General features: G+C 65.5%; 11 protein-coding genes and 1 tRNA gene. 9 read left to right on the forward strand and 3 right to left on the reverse strand.

Annotated elements, in window-relative coordinates; all coding sequences use genetic code 11:
* Positions 1-103 precede the first annotated feature (103 nt).
* Positions 104-1,228: an exonuclease SbcCD subunit D gene (locus ABSY17_RS23385; protein WP_378946186.1), complete on the forward strand. Its 1,125-nt coding sequence runs from the start codon at positions 104-106 to the stop codon at positions 1,226-1,228.
* Positions 1,225-3,849, forward strand: a complete 2,625-nt coding sequence (locus ABSY17_RS23390; RefSeq protein ID WP_378946189.1) for an AAA family ATPase — start codon at positions 1,225-1,227, stop codon at positions 3,847-3,849. The genes ABSY17_RS23385 and ABSY17_RS23390 overlap by 4 nt, the downstream gene beginning before the upstream one ends.
* A gap of 285 nt (positions 3,850-4,134) precedes the next feature.
* On the opposite strand, the gene ABSY17_RS23395 is transcribed toward ABSY17_RS23390, so the two are convergent.
* A tRNA-Ala gene (locus ABSY17_RS23395) sits at positions 4,135-4,210 on the reverse strand.
* A gap of 151 nt (positions 4,211-4,361) precedes the next feature.
* Positions 4,362-4,751 carry a TIGR02300 family protein gene (locus ABSY17_RS23400; RefSeq protein ID WP_378946192.1) on the reverse strand — a complete coding sequence of 130 codons (390 nt, stop codon included), beginning with the start codon at positions 4,749-4,751 and terminating at the stop codon, positions 4,362-4,364.
* A 198-nt stretch (positions 4,752-4,949) separates the two neighbouring features.
* Between ABSY17_RS23400 and aroA the strand changes: the two genes are divergently transcribed.
* From aroA to ABSY17_RS23425, 5 genes are all read left to right on the forward strand, one after another.
* Entirely contained in the window at positions 4,950-6,311 is a 1,362-nt protein-coding gene (gene aroA, locus ABSY17_RS23405; protein WP_378946195.1) for a 3-phosphoshikimate 1-carboxyvinyltransferase, read from the forward strand.
* A 113-nt stretch (positions 6,312-6,424) separates the two neighbouring features.
* Entirely contained in the window at positions 6,425-7,129 is a 705-nt protein-coding gene (locus ABSY17_RS23410; RefSeq protein ID WP_378952984.1) for an SDR family oxidoreductase, read from the forward strand.
* Positions 7,130-7,151: 22 nt separating this feature from the next.
* The gene (cmk, locus tag ABSY17_RS23415) at positions 7,152-7,802 is read left to right on the forward strand and encodes a (d)CMP kinase (protein WP_378946197.1); all 651 of its coding nucleotides are present in this window, start codon (positions 7,152-7,154) and stop codon (positions 7,800-7,802) included.
* A gap of 157 nt (positions 7,803-7,959) precedes the next feature.
* The gene (gene rpsA, locus ABSY17_RS23420; protein WP_378946200.1) at positions 7,960-9,657 is read left to right on the forward strand and encodes a 30S ribosomal protein S1; all 1,698 of its coding nucleotides are present in this window, start codon (positions 7,960-7,962) and stop codon (positions 9,655-9,657) included.
* 232 nt (positions 9,658-9,889) lie between these two features.
* A complete protein-coding gene (locus ABSY17_RS23425) occupies positions 9,890-11,026 on the forward strand; it encodes an alpha/beta hydrolase (RefSeq protein WP_378946203.1) in 1,137 nt (378 codons plus the stop codon).
* A gap of 3 nt (positions 11,027-11,029) precedes the next feature.
* On the opposite strand, the gene ABSY17_RS23430 is transcribed toward ABSY17_RS23425, so the two are convergent.
* On the reverse strand, positions 11,030-12,607 hold the full coding sequence (locus ABSY17_RS23430) for a 5-guanidino-2-oxopentanoate decarboxylase (RefSeq protein WP_378946206.1): 1,578 nt from the start codon (positions 12,605-12,607) through the stop codon (positions 11,030-11,032).
* Between the two features lie 206 nt (positions 12,608-12,813).
* On the opposite strand from ABSY17_RS23430, the gene ABSY17_RS23435 reads away from it, so the two are divergent.
* Together ABSY17_RS23435 and ABSY17_RS23440 are read left to right on the forward strand one after the other, a co-directional pair.
* Positions 12,814-13,626, forward strand: a complete 813-nt coding sequence (locus tag ABSY17_RS23435) for an ABC transporter ATP-binding protein (protein WP_378946208.1) — start codon at positions 12,814-12,816, stop codon at positions 13,624-13,626.
* Between the two features lie 59 nt (positions 13,627-13,685).
* Positions 13,686-14,465, forward strand: coding sequence for a transporter substrate-binding domain-containing protein (locus ABSY17_RS23440; RefSeq protein ID WP_378946211.1), 780 nt, complete (start codon positions 13,686-13,688; stop codon positions 14,463-14,465).
* The last annotated feature ends 194 nt before the right edge of the window (positions 14,466-14,659 follow it).

The following is a 14,659-nucleotide window of genomic DNA, read 5'->3' on the forward strand; positions in this document are numbered from 1 at the left end:
CTGCCGGCGCATATTGGCGCCAGCACCATCGCATCCAATCGTGTATGAAGCGGCGATCGCCCCCCAGGGACCGCATCGCAACCAGTCAGTCATCCGGATAGCCATGTTCCGCTTCATCCATTCCAGCGACCTGCACCTCGGCAAGCGCTTCGGCAATTTCAGCGGCGACCTGCCGAGCAGGCTGCGCGAAGCGCGGCACGCGGTCATTGCGCGCCTGGCGCAACATGCGCGCGAGCATGGGGCGACGACGGTCCTGCTCGCAGGCGACACGTTCGATACCGAGACGCCCGCACCGGATGTCCGCCGGCAGGCGCTCGCCGAGATGCGGCGTCATGCGCCGATCCAATGGGTGATCCTTCCGGGCAATCACGATTCGCTGCAGGCGACGCAGCTCTGGACGACATTGAAGGCAGAGGCGCCCGAAAATGTCATCCTGGCGACCGAACCTCGCCCGATCACCTTGGCAACGAACGTCGTTCTGCTGCCCGCACCCTGCACGACACGGCGCCCCGGCCGCGACCTCAGCGCGTGGTTCAACACAGAATCGACGCCAGAGGGAACCATTCGTGTCGGGCTTGCGCATGGGGCGATCCAGAGTTTTTCGGAGGAAGCGGCCGTCACCGATGTCATCGCGCCGGACAGGGCGCGGCAGGCGGGCCTCGACTATCTTGCGCTCGGAGACTGGCATGGCGCGGTCGCCGTCGATCCGCGCACGCACTACAGCGGCACGCCGGAACCCGACCGGTTCAAGCACGACCGCCCCGGCGCCGCCCTGCTCGTCAGCATTGCCGCCCCGACCGCCCTGCCGGAGGTGACGTCGCTGGAAACCGGCAGCTTCGCCTGGAGCACTTTGCAGATGCACCTGCTGGACGGCGACGATCCCTTGCAGGCCCTCGATACGCTGATGCCGGAGGAAAGCCGCCGCCGGCAGACGCTCGCCCGCGTGGTGGCGACGGGACGCAGCCGCCTGGCAATGCGCACAGCGCTCTCCGCCGCCATTCACGACGCGGTCCCGGACTTCGCCTATCTCACTTTGGACGACACCGATCTCGCGACGGAATGCGAAGTGGCGGACCTCGACCAGATCGATCAAGCCGGCGCCCTTCGCGAGGCCGCGAACGCCCTGCTCGCCGAGGCCGGTGACGAAAGCCGGGCCGCAGTCGATCGCGAGATCGCACGGGCCGCCCTTGCGCGTCTGTTCTCCTATGCCCAGAAGGTCGCGCCATGAAGATTTCAGCACTGCGTCTCTTCAACGTGAAGCGCTTTGCCGGCCGCGGTGTCGCCATCGAGGGCATCGGCGACGGCGTCAACGTGCTTTGCGCCGCCAACGAGTTCGGCAAGTCGACGAGCTTCGAAGCATTGCATGCGCTGTTCTTCCAGCAGCATTCCGGAACCCCCGGCGATGTGCAGAGGCTGCGCCCCTACAGCGGCGGCAACCCGCTGCTCGAGGCCGACATCTCGACCGCGGACGGCAGCTTCCGCATCACCAAGCAGTATTATGGGGGCCGATCGGCGCGGGTGACCGATCTTGCCTCGGGACGCCTGATTGCCCAGGCCGACGAGGCGGAGAACTTCATCTCTTCGCTGATCCGGGGCGGCACCGCGGGTCCTGCCGGGCTGCTCTGGGTGCGCCAGGGCATCACCGGCATCGAAAGGCGCAGCCGGTCGGAAGAGGACAGCGAAAAGCAGGTCCGCGCGAGCCTGCTTGAATCCGTGCAAGGCGAGGTGGAAGCCGTCACCGGCGGGCGGCGCATGGCCGAGATCATGGCCGCCACGGAAGAGGCACTTGCCGAATTGGTCACCGCCACAGGTCGACCGAAGACCGGCGGGCGCTATGCGACGGCGATCGGCGAACGCGACAAGCTCGATGCCGAAGAGAAGGAGCTTTCGGGCGAAGTCGCCTCCTTGCGGGAAGCGCTCGACAAACGTGCGGCTGCCCAAAAGCGTCTCACCGAAATCGACAACGCCGAAGACAAGCAGGAGCGGCGGACGGCGATCGACCGGGCGCAAACTGCCTTCGATGCCGCGAAGGCCCAGGGCGAGGCGCTGAAAACCGCGGAAGCCGAACTCAAGCTTGTTGTCGAAAGACGCGATACCGCCGATCGCGATCTCAAGGCGTTTCGAACAGCCCTGGAGCGATCGGCAGCGCTACGCGACAGTCTCCGGGAGGCCGAGCAGCGGCGAGGCGAAGCCATCGGCAGACGCCATGGCGCGGCCGAGGCGATCGAACAGGCCACAACGGCCGCAGATGCAGCTGAGACCGAGGAGCGTGAGACCCGCAATCTCCTCGATCGTCTCCAGGCGGCAATGAACGCCAGGGAAGCGGCGGAACGCATCGCCGAATTGAAGGATCGGTTAACGCAGGCGGAGGCAGCCCGTCAGCGAATCGAGGAAGGCGAGGCCGAACGGGCGCTCGTGCAGATACCGCCAAGCGCCATCGACGAGCTCCAGACGCTGGAAGTCGAGATCGCGAAGCTCCGGGCGATCGAAGAGGCGGCCCGCCCTTCGGTCGCGATCGCCTACGAGCAGGACACGGCCACGCGCATCCTGATGGACGGGACTGCGCTTACGGCCGGGCAGGAGCGCGGCTATGACGGGCAAGCGCAGCTTGCCATTCCCGGCATAGGCACGATCACGCTGCGTTCGAACCGCCCTGCCCGGACCGACGACCGCCTGGGACAGGCCGACGAGAAGCGGCGCGCGCTCCTGGCGTCGATGGGGGTCGACAATCTCGCAGCGGCACGGGCGCGACAGGTCAGGGCCCAGCAAATGGACGCCGACCTGCGCGAACTGCGCAGCCGCCTGTCGCTCTTGGCGCCGCACGGCCTGCCGAAGCTGCGCGAAGAGGTCGCCGCGCGCAGCGCAGTCAGCGTCGAGGTGCTCGAACTCAAGGAGGACCCGGCACAGGTCCGGACGGCCCTGGCCGAAGCCGAAAAGAGACGCACCGTAGCAAAGCACGCCCTGCGCGAGGTCGAGCCCCTGCGCAAGAGCGCTGACGAGGCTTTCGTCCAGGCCGAGACGGCGATTGCCGCGCTCAAGGCCGAAGGCGCGCAGTTGGACGCGATCCTCGGTCTGGAAGAGGGGCGTATTGAACGCGAAGGTGTCCTGGCGAGAAACCTGGACGACATCGACGCGAGCCGTGCCATGGCTGAAGCGCATACGGCCAAGCTCCGCGCCACGACCATCGATCTGGAATCCGCAGGAGCGGTGCTGAAGCGGGCGCGTTCGGTCGAGGAAGCCGCCGAAAAGGAAGCGAATGCTCTGCGGCAGGCGATCGCGGAACTCAACGGCCAGATCGGGACCTTCTCCGACGAGGCCGTCGAGGAGAAATGGCGCGAGACGGCCGAAGCGCTGTCCGCCGCCACCTCCCGCGTGGAGGCCTTCGCCAAGGAGGTGGCGGTCCTGCAACGGTTGTCCTCGGCGCTGGAGAGCGCCCGATCCGAAGCCCGCGAACTCTATCTGAAACCCGTCATGACGGAGCTCAGGCCGCTGCTCGGGTTGTTGTTCGACGACGTTTCGATCACCTTCGACGACAAGACCCTCCTGCCCCAGACGATCCTGCGCAACGGCCAGGAGGAGGACGTCGAGCGCCTCAGCGGGGGCATGCGGGAACAGCTTTCGGTGCTGACGCGCCTCGCCTTCGCCAGGCTGCTCGCCCGCGACGGACGGCCGGCGCCTGTCATCCTCGACGATGCGCTTGTCTATTCCGACGACGACCGCATCGAGCGGATGTTCGACGCGCTCCACCGCCAGTCGACAAATCAGCAGATCATCGTCTTCTCTTGCCGCCAGCGCGCCTTTGCCAAGCTCGGCGGCAACGTTCTGCAGATGAGGGATTGGCAGCCGTAGAAGCCGGTAGCCCTCGCGGTAGATACAACCGCAGCGCCGCGCAACCATGATTCCACGCGTCCAGAAGCCCTTCGCACGAATCAAGTGCCACTTCAGCAGGCACCGCGCCTCGCGCGATCACCTGATTCGGAAAGTGAATGGGAACAGGAGCGGTCGACTGAATCGAAGCGCCCGAATCGGACATCGTCGTCTCTGGGCCAGGCCAACCGGAGCTAGCGCCATCCCAAGGGAAAAAACCGATGCTATCTTCGGAAAACTAAAAACCAGCTTTGCTGGAGACTGATTTGGTGGAGCCAATCGGAATCGAACCGACGACCTCTTGAATGCCATTCAAGCGCTCTCCCAACTGAGCTATGGCCCCACACCCGGCAGTCAGCCGGCGCCGTTTCCGGCGAAGAGGTCGGCGCGAATTTTGGTGACCCGCGCCGTGTTTGTTGGGCGGCTTCTAGCGCCGCATTTGCTCTATGGCAAGCCTTGTTCGAAACCTTTTTTCGGTTTCTTCCACAGGCGCGTCAGATCTCGTCTTCGTCGTCGCCCACACCGATCATGTCGGAGACGTCGTCGTCGTCCTCTTCCTCGTCGGCCAGGAAGGTGTCGTCGTCATCGTCGCCCAGGTCGACATCGTCGTCGTCCAGGTCCGGCAGGTCGTCGGCGCCGCCCTTGGCTTCGTCGTCGGCGTCTTCCAAGGATACGACATCGGCGCCTTCATCCTCGGCGTCGAGCTCCTTCTGCTCGACCTCGTCCTCGTCGTCGACGATCGACGACGCCTTGCCGTCGTCGAAATAGGAACGCGCATAGCTCTTGCCCGTGTAGGGGGAGACAATCGGATCCTTGTTCAGGTCGTAGAACTTACGGCCCGTCTCCGGGTCGATACGCTTTGTGCCAAGCTCGGATTTTGCCACGTCAGGCCTCGTCTTGTTCGCTTTTCGGTCCCCTTAGCGGCAGTTTGGTGCGCTGTCAAAGCCAAATCCCGGCGTTTCCGCCCAGCCTGCAAGGCGCCCGGCCAAATAGGGATGACCGCTGCCACGATCGATGCTACCACACCGCCGCAATCATTGGGAAAGCCCGGTTTCGTCAGGCATCCCGAACGAGGATCCATCATGTCGCATCATGCCGCGCCGCAGCCGGCCGTCGCCCGTAAGTCTCCCGCCCTGTCCGGCACCGCCCGCGTACCCGGCGACAAGTCGATTTCGCACCGCTCCTTCATGTTCGGCGGGCTGGCCTCGGGCGAAACCCGCATCACCGGACTGCTCGAGGGCGAGGACGTGATGCGCACCGGCGAGGCGATGAAGGCAATGGGCGCGCATATCGAGAAGCGCGACGGCGAATGGATCATCAAGGGCACTGGCAACGGTGCCTTGCTGCAGGCCGCAGCACCGCTCGATTTCGGCAATGCCGGCACCGGCTCGCGCCTGACCATGGGCCTGGTCGGCACCTACGACATGGAAACCACCTTCATCGGCGACGCGTCGCTGTCTGGCCGGCCGATGGGCCGCGTGCTCGATCCGCTGCGCCAGATGGGCGTACAGGTCATCGACGCCGCTCCCGGCGACCGCATGCCGCTGACCCTGCGCGGACCGCGCCAGGCAGCCCCCATCACCTACCGCGTGCCGATGCCCTCCGCTCAGGTCAAGTCGGCCGTGCTGCTCGCCGGCCTCAACACACCAGGCATCACCACCGTCATCGAACCCGTGATGACGCGCGACCACACCGAAAAGATGCTCAAGGGCTTTGGCGCCAACATCGAGGTCGAGACCGACGAGCAGGGCGTGCGCCACATCTTCATCGAGGGCCAGGGCAAGCTGACCGGCCAGGTCATCGCCGTGCCGGGCGATCCGTCCTCGGCCGCTTTCCCGCTGGTGGCGGCACTGATCGTGCCGGGATCGGACATCACAATCGAAAACGTGCTGATGAATCCGACCCGCACCGGCGTCATCACCACGCTGATCGAAATGGGTGGCTCGATCGAGATCCTGAACCGCCGCAACGCCGGCGGCGAGGATGTCGCCGACCTGCGCGTGCGCGGCTCCGAACTCAAGGGCGTTACCGTGCCCGCCGAGCGCGCGCCGTCGATGATCGACGAATATCCGGTGCTCGCGGTCGCCGCCTCTTTCGCCGAGGGCGAAACGCTGATGCAGGGCCTGGAAGAGCTCCGCGTCAAGGAATCCGACCGCCTGGCGGCCGTCGCCCGCGGCCTGGAAGTCAATGGCGTCGACTGCACCGAGGGTGCGGCCACCCTTTCGGTGCGCGGCACCCCCGGCGGCAAGAGCCTCGGCGGCGGCGTGGTGAAAACCCATCTCGACCACCGCATCGCCATGAGCTTCCTGGTCATGGGGCTGGCTTCGGAAAAGCCGGTCACCGTCGACGACCAGGCGATGATCGCCACCAGCTTCCCCGAATTCATGGGGCTGATGGCCGATCTCGGAGCCGTCATCGAGCAGGCGGACGCAAACCGGGCCTAATTGCGCAACAGGCAGCCGTAACGGCTTGCGGCTGCGGCCTTTGACGTGCTGTCTTGCGTGCGCCGCGGCGGGCAACCGATTTCCGGCGCGGATCGGGCAATCGGAGGAGCAATATCATGACCAATAAAGTGGCGGTGATCGTCGGCGGCGGCAGCGGCATGGGGGCTGCGGCGGCGAAAAAGCTGGCAGCAGACGGCTTCAGCGTCGCCATCCTGTCCTCCTCCGGCAAGGGTGAGGCGCTCGGCAAGGAACTCGGCGGCCTCGGCTTCACCGGCTCCAACCAGTCGAACGAGGACCTCAAGCGCTTCGTAGACCTGACCATGGACAAGTGGGGCCGCATCGACGCTCTCGTCAACGGCGCCGGCCATGGGCCACGCGCGCCGCTGCTGGAGATCACCGACGAGCAGTGGCACAAGGGCTTCGACGTCTATTTCATGAATGTCGTGCGCGCTACGCGTCTCGTCGCGCCGATCATGGTCGCCCAGAAAGGCGGCGCCATCGTCAACATCTCGACCGCCTGGGTCAGCGAGCCGGCGGCGATGTTCCCGACCTCGGCCGTGGCACGCGCGGGCCTCAACGCCTACACCAAGCTGTTCGCCGACCAGTATGCCCCGCACAACGTCCGCATGAACAACGTGCTCCCGGGCTGGATCGACAGCCTGCCGCAGACCGACGAGCGCCGCGCCGGCGTGCCGATGGGACGCTACGGCAAGGCCGAAGAGGTCGCCGCGACCATCTCATTCCTGGCCTCCGATGGCGCCGCCTACATCACCGGCCAGAGCCTCAGGGTCGATGGCGGCCTCATGCGCAGCATCTGAGAAAGACTAGAACGCGCGAACAATGCAGAAACGCATCACCATCGCCATCGACGGCCCCGCCGGGGCCGGCAAGGGCACGCTGGCCCGCCGGCTGGCCGATTATTACCACCTCGCGCTTCTCGACACCGGCCTGACCTACCGCGCGGTTGCTCATATGCTGATCGAAAAGGGCTGGCCGCTCGACGATGCCACCCATGCCATCGAGGCGGCCAGGCTGGTCGAACTCGGTCACCTCGACCGCAAGGTGCTGTCGGTCCATGCCGTCGGCGAGGCAGCATCGAAGGTGGCGGTCATCCCCGAGGTCAGGAAAATCCTGGTCGACAAGCAGCGCGAATTCGCCCGCGCACCGCAAGGCGCGGTACTCGACGGCCGCGACATCGGCACCGTTGTCTGCCCCGACGCCGAGGTTAAGCTCTATGTGACGGCCAGCGCCGAGGTGCGCGCCGGTCGCCGGTTGGCCGAGATCGAGGCCAATGGCGGCTCGGCCGAGTTTGCCACCATCCTCGCCGACATCGAGCGCCGCGACGAGCGCGACACCGGCCGGGCCGATTCGCCACTCAGGCCCGCCGCCGACGCGCTCTTGCTCGACACTTCGGAAATGGATATAGAAGCGGCGTTTTCGGCCGCTCGGGACATCGTCGATCGGGTCCTTGCGGACGAAAACAAGGCTTGAGCCCACCAATCAGGCAACCAAACCGACCTGTCTGCATTCTTCTTGCGCCGATTGCCGCTTCCCGCGGTCAAGGGCTTCCAGCCCGGGATGCAGTCAGGTTAACGCAACACAAACCCACGGCGCCGCTCCCGCAAGCCGGGACGCTCCAGGAGATCCAATGTCACAAGCTAATCCCTCCCGCGACGATTTCGCGAGCCTGCTCGAAGAGTCCTTCTCGGACGGTCATTCGGGCGAAGGCCAGGTCGTTCGCGGTATCGTCACCGCCATCGAAAAGGACATGGCGATCATCGACGTCGGTCTGAAGGTCGAAGGTCGCGTGCCGCTGAAGGAATTCGGCGCCAAGGCCAAGGACGGCCAGCTCAAGGTCGGCGACACCGTCGAAGTCTATGTCGAGCGCATCGAAAACGCGCTGGGCGAAGCCATGCTGTCGCGCGACAAGGCTCGCCGCGAGGAGAGCTGGGTCCGCCTCGAGGAGAAGTTCACCAAGGGTGAGCGCGTCGAAGGCGTCATCTTCAACCAGGTCAAGGGCGGCTTCACCGTCGATCTCGACGGCGCCGTTGCCTTCCTGCCGCGCTCGCAGGTCGACATCCGTCCGATCCGCGACGTCACCCCGCTCATGCACAACCCGCAGCCCTTCGAGATCCTCAAGATGGATCGCCGTCGCGGCAACATCGTGGTTTCGCGCCGCACCGTTCTCGAAGAGAGCCGTGCAGAGCAGCGTTCGGAAATCGTACAGAACCTCGAAGAGGGTCAGGTTGTCGAGGGCGTGGTCAAGAACATCACCGACTACGGTGCGTTCGTTGACCTCGGCGGCATCGACGGCCTGCTGCACGTCACCGACATGGCCTGGCGCCGCGTCAACCATCCGACCGAGATCCTCAACATCGGTCAGACGGTCAAGGTGCAGATCATCCGCATCAACCAGGAAACCCACCGCATCTCGCTCGGCATGAAGCAGCTCGAGAGCGATCCGTGGTCCGACATCGGCACCAAGTTCCCGATCGGCAAGAAGATCACCGGCACCGTCACGAACATCACCGACTACGGTGCGTTCGTCGAGCTCGAGCCGGGCATCGAAGGCCTCATCCACGTTTCCGAAATGTCGTGGACCAAGAAGAACGTGCACCCGGGCAAGATCCTGTCGACCTCGCAGCAGGTCGACGTGGTCGTGCTCGAGGTCGATCCGGCAAAGCGCCGCATCTCGCTCGGCCTCAAGCAGACGCTCGAGAACCCGTGGGAAGCTTTCGCCCGCAACCACCCAGTTGGTTCGCAGGTCGAGGGCGAGGTCAAGAACAAGACCGAGTTCGGCCTGTTCATCGGCCTCGACGGCGATGTGGACGGCATGGTTCACCTGTCCGACCTCGACTGGAACCGTCCGGGCGAGCAGGTCATCGAAGAGTACAACCGTGGCGACATGGTCAAGGCTCAGGTGCTCGACGTCGACATCGAGAAGGAACGCATTTCGCTCGGCATCAAGCAGCTCGGCCGTGACTCGGTCGGCGAAGCCGCGACCTCGGGCGAGCTGCGCAAGAACGCCGTCGTCACCTGCGAAGTCACCGGCATCAAGGATGGCGGCCTCGAAGTTCGTCTCATCGAGAGCGGCATCGACTCCTTCATCAAGCGCGCCGACCTGTCGCGCGACCGTGACGAGCAGCGCCCCGAGCGCTTCGTCGTCGGCCAGAAGGTCGACGCCCGCGTCATCGCCTTCGACAAGAAGACCCGCAAGCTGCAGGTCTCCATCAAGGCGCTGGAAATCGCCGAAGAGAAGGAAGCGGTTGCCCAGTACGGCTCGACCGACTCCGGCGCTTCGCTCGGCGACATCCTCGGCGCGGCACTGAAGAACCGCGGCAACTAAGCCCCGGCTTCAGCAAAGCTAAAATCAAGGCCCCGCCGGAGCGATCCGGCGGGGCTTTTTCTTGTCCACCTCATCGACAACGCGGCCGCCTGGCAGCGAGGTGATGCCGCAATGCTGCAAGACGGAAACAGAATCCACCGCCGCCAAGCTGTTCCAGCACCTTGGCAGTTGCCGCCGGTGCGGATTGCTGCTCTTTAATTGCCCGACTACTGCCCGCATGCCGAGCCCAGCCATGACCAAGCCGCGTTTTCTCGCCTTCTTCTTCGTGCTGCTGGTGCTTTCCGGCTGCGCCGGGCGTGCCGTGCTTGGCCTTGATGGCAGGGAAGGAGAATCAGCCGCCGTCGTGCCGATCTATGTGGCGACGATGCGCGCGCGCTCGGACAATCTTTCGCTCCCCTTCTCGGCGGAGCGATCGCCTCATCTCAACTTCGCCAAGTTCGAGATCGGCATCCCCAAGACCCATGTCGTGGGCAAGGTCGAAAGCACCGGCCGCACGCCCGATCCCGCCCGCAACTTCGTCGCCGTCAGCTTCCAGCCGATCGACACCAAGCAGAAATTCATCGACGACCTCAACGCAGCACTGGCCAAGCGCCCGCCGGACGAGCAGGAAATCTTCATCTTCGTCCACGGCTACAACAACAACTTCGCCGACAGCATCTTCCGCAACGCCCAGATCGTCCACGACTACCACGTCAAGGCGGTGGCGCTGCACTATGCCTGGCCCTCGGGCGGCTCGCTGCCGCTCTACGTCTACGACCGCGACAGTGCCGTCTACAGCCGCGACGGGCTGGCCGACACCATCGAGATCGCTGCCCGTACCAAAGCCAGGCGGATCATCCTCGTCGGCCATTCGATGGGAAGCTATGTGGTGATGGAAGCGTTCCGCAGCCTCGCGCTCAGCGGCCGCGGCCAGTATCTCAACCGCCTCAACGGCGTCATCCTCGCCGCACCCGACGTCGACATCGACGTGTTCCAGAGCCAGGTGCGCGACATCGACAAGCTGCCCACTCCGTTCACCATCCTGGTGTCGCGCCGCGACCGTGCGCTCAGCGTCTCGGGCCGCCTAACCGGCGGCCATCCACGCGTCGGCAGCGGTGCCGACATTGCAGCACTGCAGGAAGAAAACATCGTCGTCCTCGACACCTCCAATGTCGACGGCGGCAGCCACGGCGTCTTCGCCAGCTCGCCGACGCTGATGGCGCTCGCCTCGACGGGCGCGCTCACGAGCGACATCGGCAACCGCGGCGAAGGCGCGCCGGCCGAAACGCTGCTCGCCAATGGCAGCTCGTTCATCCAGGGCGCGGCTTCGCTGGTGATTTACCTGCCGGCCCGGCTTTTGGGTGTCCCCCAAGCCGGCCTGATCCAGTAGCGCTTACGCCACCACGATCTCGATCAGGTACGGACGCATTTTGCCTCTAGCCCGCTCGAGCGCCGCGCCGAGACCGGAAACGTCCGTCAGGCGCTCATGGGCCAGCCCGTAGGCCTCGGCGATCCTGCCGAAGTCAGGTGGAACCGGCGACACGCCGACCGGCTCGACGCCAGCGTCCAGCATCGAGGTCTCGATCTCGCGGTAGCCCCTGTTGTTCCAGACGATGAAGATCACCGGCGCCCCGGCCTCCACCGCCGCGCCAAGCTCTGGCAGCGTGAATTGGAAACCGCCGTCGCCGCTCAGGCACACCACCGGCGCATCCGGCATGGCAAGGGCGGCGCCGATCGCCGCCGGCGGGCCATATCCCAGCGCGCCGTAGCCGGTGGCGGCATTGAACCAGCCGCCATGCCGGTCGTGGTCGTAGTAGAGATTGGCGGCATAGACCGGCTGGGTCGAATCGCCGACGATCAGCGACCCTGGCAGCGCGTCGCGGATCGCCTCGACCGCCTGCACCTGTGCCTGCATTGCGGGTCCGATTTCTTCCCATGCCGCGTCGCGCGTACTCCCGGCCCTTGCCGCGCCTTCGCCCGAACGCTGCTCGCCCGCCATGGCGGCATGCAGAGCCGCGAGCCCGGCGGCCGCATCGCACTGAAGCGCAACCGTCGCCGGCCGCCGCTCGAGCTGTGCGGCATCGATGTCGATGCGGATCAACTTGTCCGGCACCACGAAGCCGCCGTCGCCATACATGTCGTAGTCGGTTGGGCCGAATTCGGTGCCGGCGGCGATCACCAGATCGGCCTCGGCCATCAGCGCCCGCACAGCCTTGAGACTGGGGCTCGCCGGCACGCCGAGCGGATGGAGGTGCATCAGGCCGCGCCCGTTGGCGGTGGTGACGACAGGGGCATCGAGTGCTTCGGCCACCGCCAGCAGCGCCGTCTCGGCCCGCTTGGCCCCACCACCCGCCAGGATCAGCGGCCGCTGCGACGCCTGGACCAGCTTGACCGCCTCGGCCACCGCCGCCTCGTCGGGAACCTGCGTTGCGGCGCGGATCGGCACCGGTCTCAGCCCGCCCGCCGGCAGCGGCATCACGTCAAGCGGGATTTCGATGTGAACCGGACCCGGTCGCCGGGTCGCGAAAATTTCAAAAGCTTCGGCTATCGCGCCAGGCAGCTCCGATGCCTCGGTCACCCGCCGCGACGACAGCGCCACCTTTTGCATCATGCCGAGCTGGTCAGGCAGCTCATGCAGATAGCCGAGCCCCTTGCCCAGCGAAGGCAGGGCGTTGACGCCCGAGATCACCAGCATCGGCACCGAATCGGCGCGCGCCTGGGCCATCGCCGTGATCGTATTGGTGAGCCCCGGCCCGGTGATGACGAAGGCGACACCCGGCCGCCCCGATGCGCGCGCATAACCGTCGGCCATGAGGCCCGCGCCCTGCTCGTGGCGTGGGGTGACATGGCGGATCTTCGACCGCGCCAGCCCGCGATAGAGCTCGATGGTATGCACGCCAGGAATGCCGAACACGGTGTCGATGCCATGCGCCTCGAGCAACTGGATCAGGGCTTCGCCTGTTGTCGTCATGCCACCTCCCTCTCGCCGCACAATCTTAGGCTTGCATAAAAACGTCGCAAGTGCCGTAATGGGCGCACAAAAATAAGCGGGAAATGGCCCCGTTGACGCCGCAAGGCCCAACGATCATCTTCACCGCCAGGGGAACATCGCGACGCCACCATGAGCAGCCGATCGCCAGCTGACGGGAAGACGTGTACGCGCCGGGGCCGTTGCTGATGGCTGCCGTGGATGCAGCCACGCCTCACGCCCATGCCAGCGGCACTGCCGCCGAAGCCATCCACATCGAGAACCTGCACAAGAAGTTCGGCCAGCTTCATGTGCTCAAGGGCGTGTCGCTGTCGGCGCGCGACGGCGAGGTGGTGGCGATTATCGGCGGCTCGGGTTCGGGCAAGTCGACGCTGCTGCGCTGCATCAACTGCCTGGAAAACCCGACCAGCGGCGTCATCCGCATCAATGGCGCAGAAATCCGCCTGAAGCCGAACGGCCGCGGCGACTGCATTCCCGCCGACCGGCGCCAGATCGAGCACATCCGCTCGCGGCTCGGCATGGTGTTCCAGAGCTTCAATTTGTGGACCCACATGACGCTGCTGGAAAACGTCATCGAGGTGCCGGTGCATGTGCTGGGCATAAGGCGCACTGATGCCATCGCCGAGGCAGAAAGGCTGCTGGCGCGGGTCGGCCTGGCCGAAAAGCGCGACGTCTACCCCGCCTTCCTGTCCGGCGGCCAGCAGCAGCGCGCCGCAATCGCCCGCGCCCTCGCCGTCCAGCCGCGCGTCATGCTGTTCGACGAGCCGACCTCGGCACTCGACCCCGAGCTGGTCGGCGAGGTGCTCAAGGTGATCGGCGATCTCGCCCGCGAGGGGCGCACCATGGTGCTGGTCACCCACGAGATGAAGTTCGCCCGCGAGGTGGCGACCCACGTGATCTATCTCTGCAACGGCCAGGTCGAGGAGGAAGGCCCGCCCGAGCAGATTTTCGGCGCCCCGAAGTCGGAGCGCCTCAGGCAGTTCATCCGCAGCATCGGCTAGGTCCCGACGAGCGGAGGAAATCAGGGGAACATCCAAACAACGACAACGGGAGTGACAGCATGAAAGCACTGCTTACAACTGCGGCCCTGGCACTGGTCCTCGGCCTGGGCGCGGGAAGCGCCCAAGCCCAGGCGCTCAAGGTCGGCATCGCCGCCGAGCCCTACCCGCCATTCGCTTCGCCCGACGCTTCGGGCAACTGGGACGGCTGGGAGGTCAAGATCGCCAAGGCGCTCTGCGACGAGGCCAAGCTCGAATGCGAGATCACGCCGATCTCGTGGGACGGCATCATTCCCGCGCTGACCACCAAGAAGATCGACCTGATTGCCGCCTCGATGTCGATCACCGCCGAGCGCGAAAAGACCATCGCCTTCTCCGACAAGTACTACAACACCCCCACGGGCATCATCGGCCCCAAGGGCGAGACGTTCGACGCCACGCCCGAGGGACTGAAGGGCAAGATCATTGGTGTCCAGGTTTCGACCATCCACGAGGCCTACGCCAAGAAGCACTTTGGGCCGACCGCGGCGGAGATCAAGATCTATCAGACCCAGGACGAGGCCAATGCCGACCTCGCAGCCGGCCGCGTCGACGCCGTGCAGGCCGATTCGATTGCGCTGATAGATTTCCTGAACACCGACCAGGGCAAGCAATGCTGCGACCTCAAGGGCAACGTCGCCGACGATCCGGAGGTGCTCGGCAAGGGTGTAGGCGTGGGCCTGCGCAAGGAAGACAGCGATCTCAGGGAAAAGATCAACGCGGCCATCAAGGGCATCCGCGCCAGCGGCAAGTATGACGAAATCTCGAAGGGTTACTTCGATTTCGACATCTATGGTGGCTGATCACGGCACCGAAGCGCCGAACCCAACCAGGGGATCCGCGAGCGGACGGACACGAGACGCGGCGGCGACACCCTCCCTCCCCCTTGTGGGGAGGGATAGAGGGTGGAGGTCCATGGCCGCTCGCTGGCCGCACATCTCGGTTCCTTGAGGCAGGCAGCTACCCCCACCCCTAACCCCACCCCACAAGGGGGGAG

Source organism: Mesorhizobium sp. ANAO-SY3R2, assembly GCF_042466635.1.
Classification (GTDB): Bacteria; Pseudomonadota; Alphaproteobacteria; order Rhizobiales; family Rhizobiaceae; genus Aminobacter.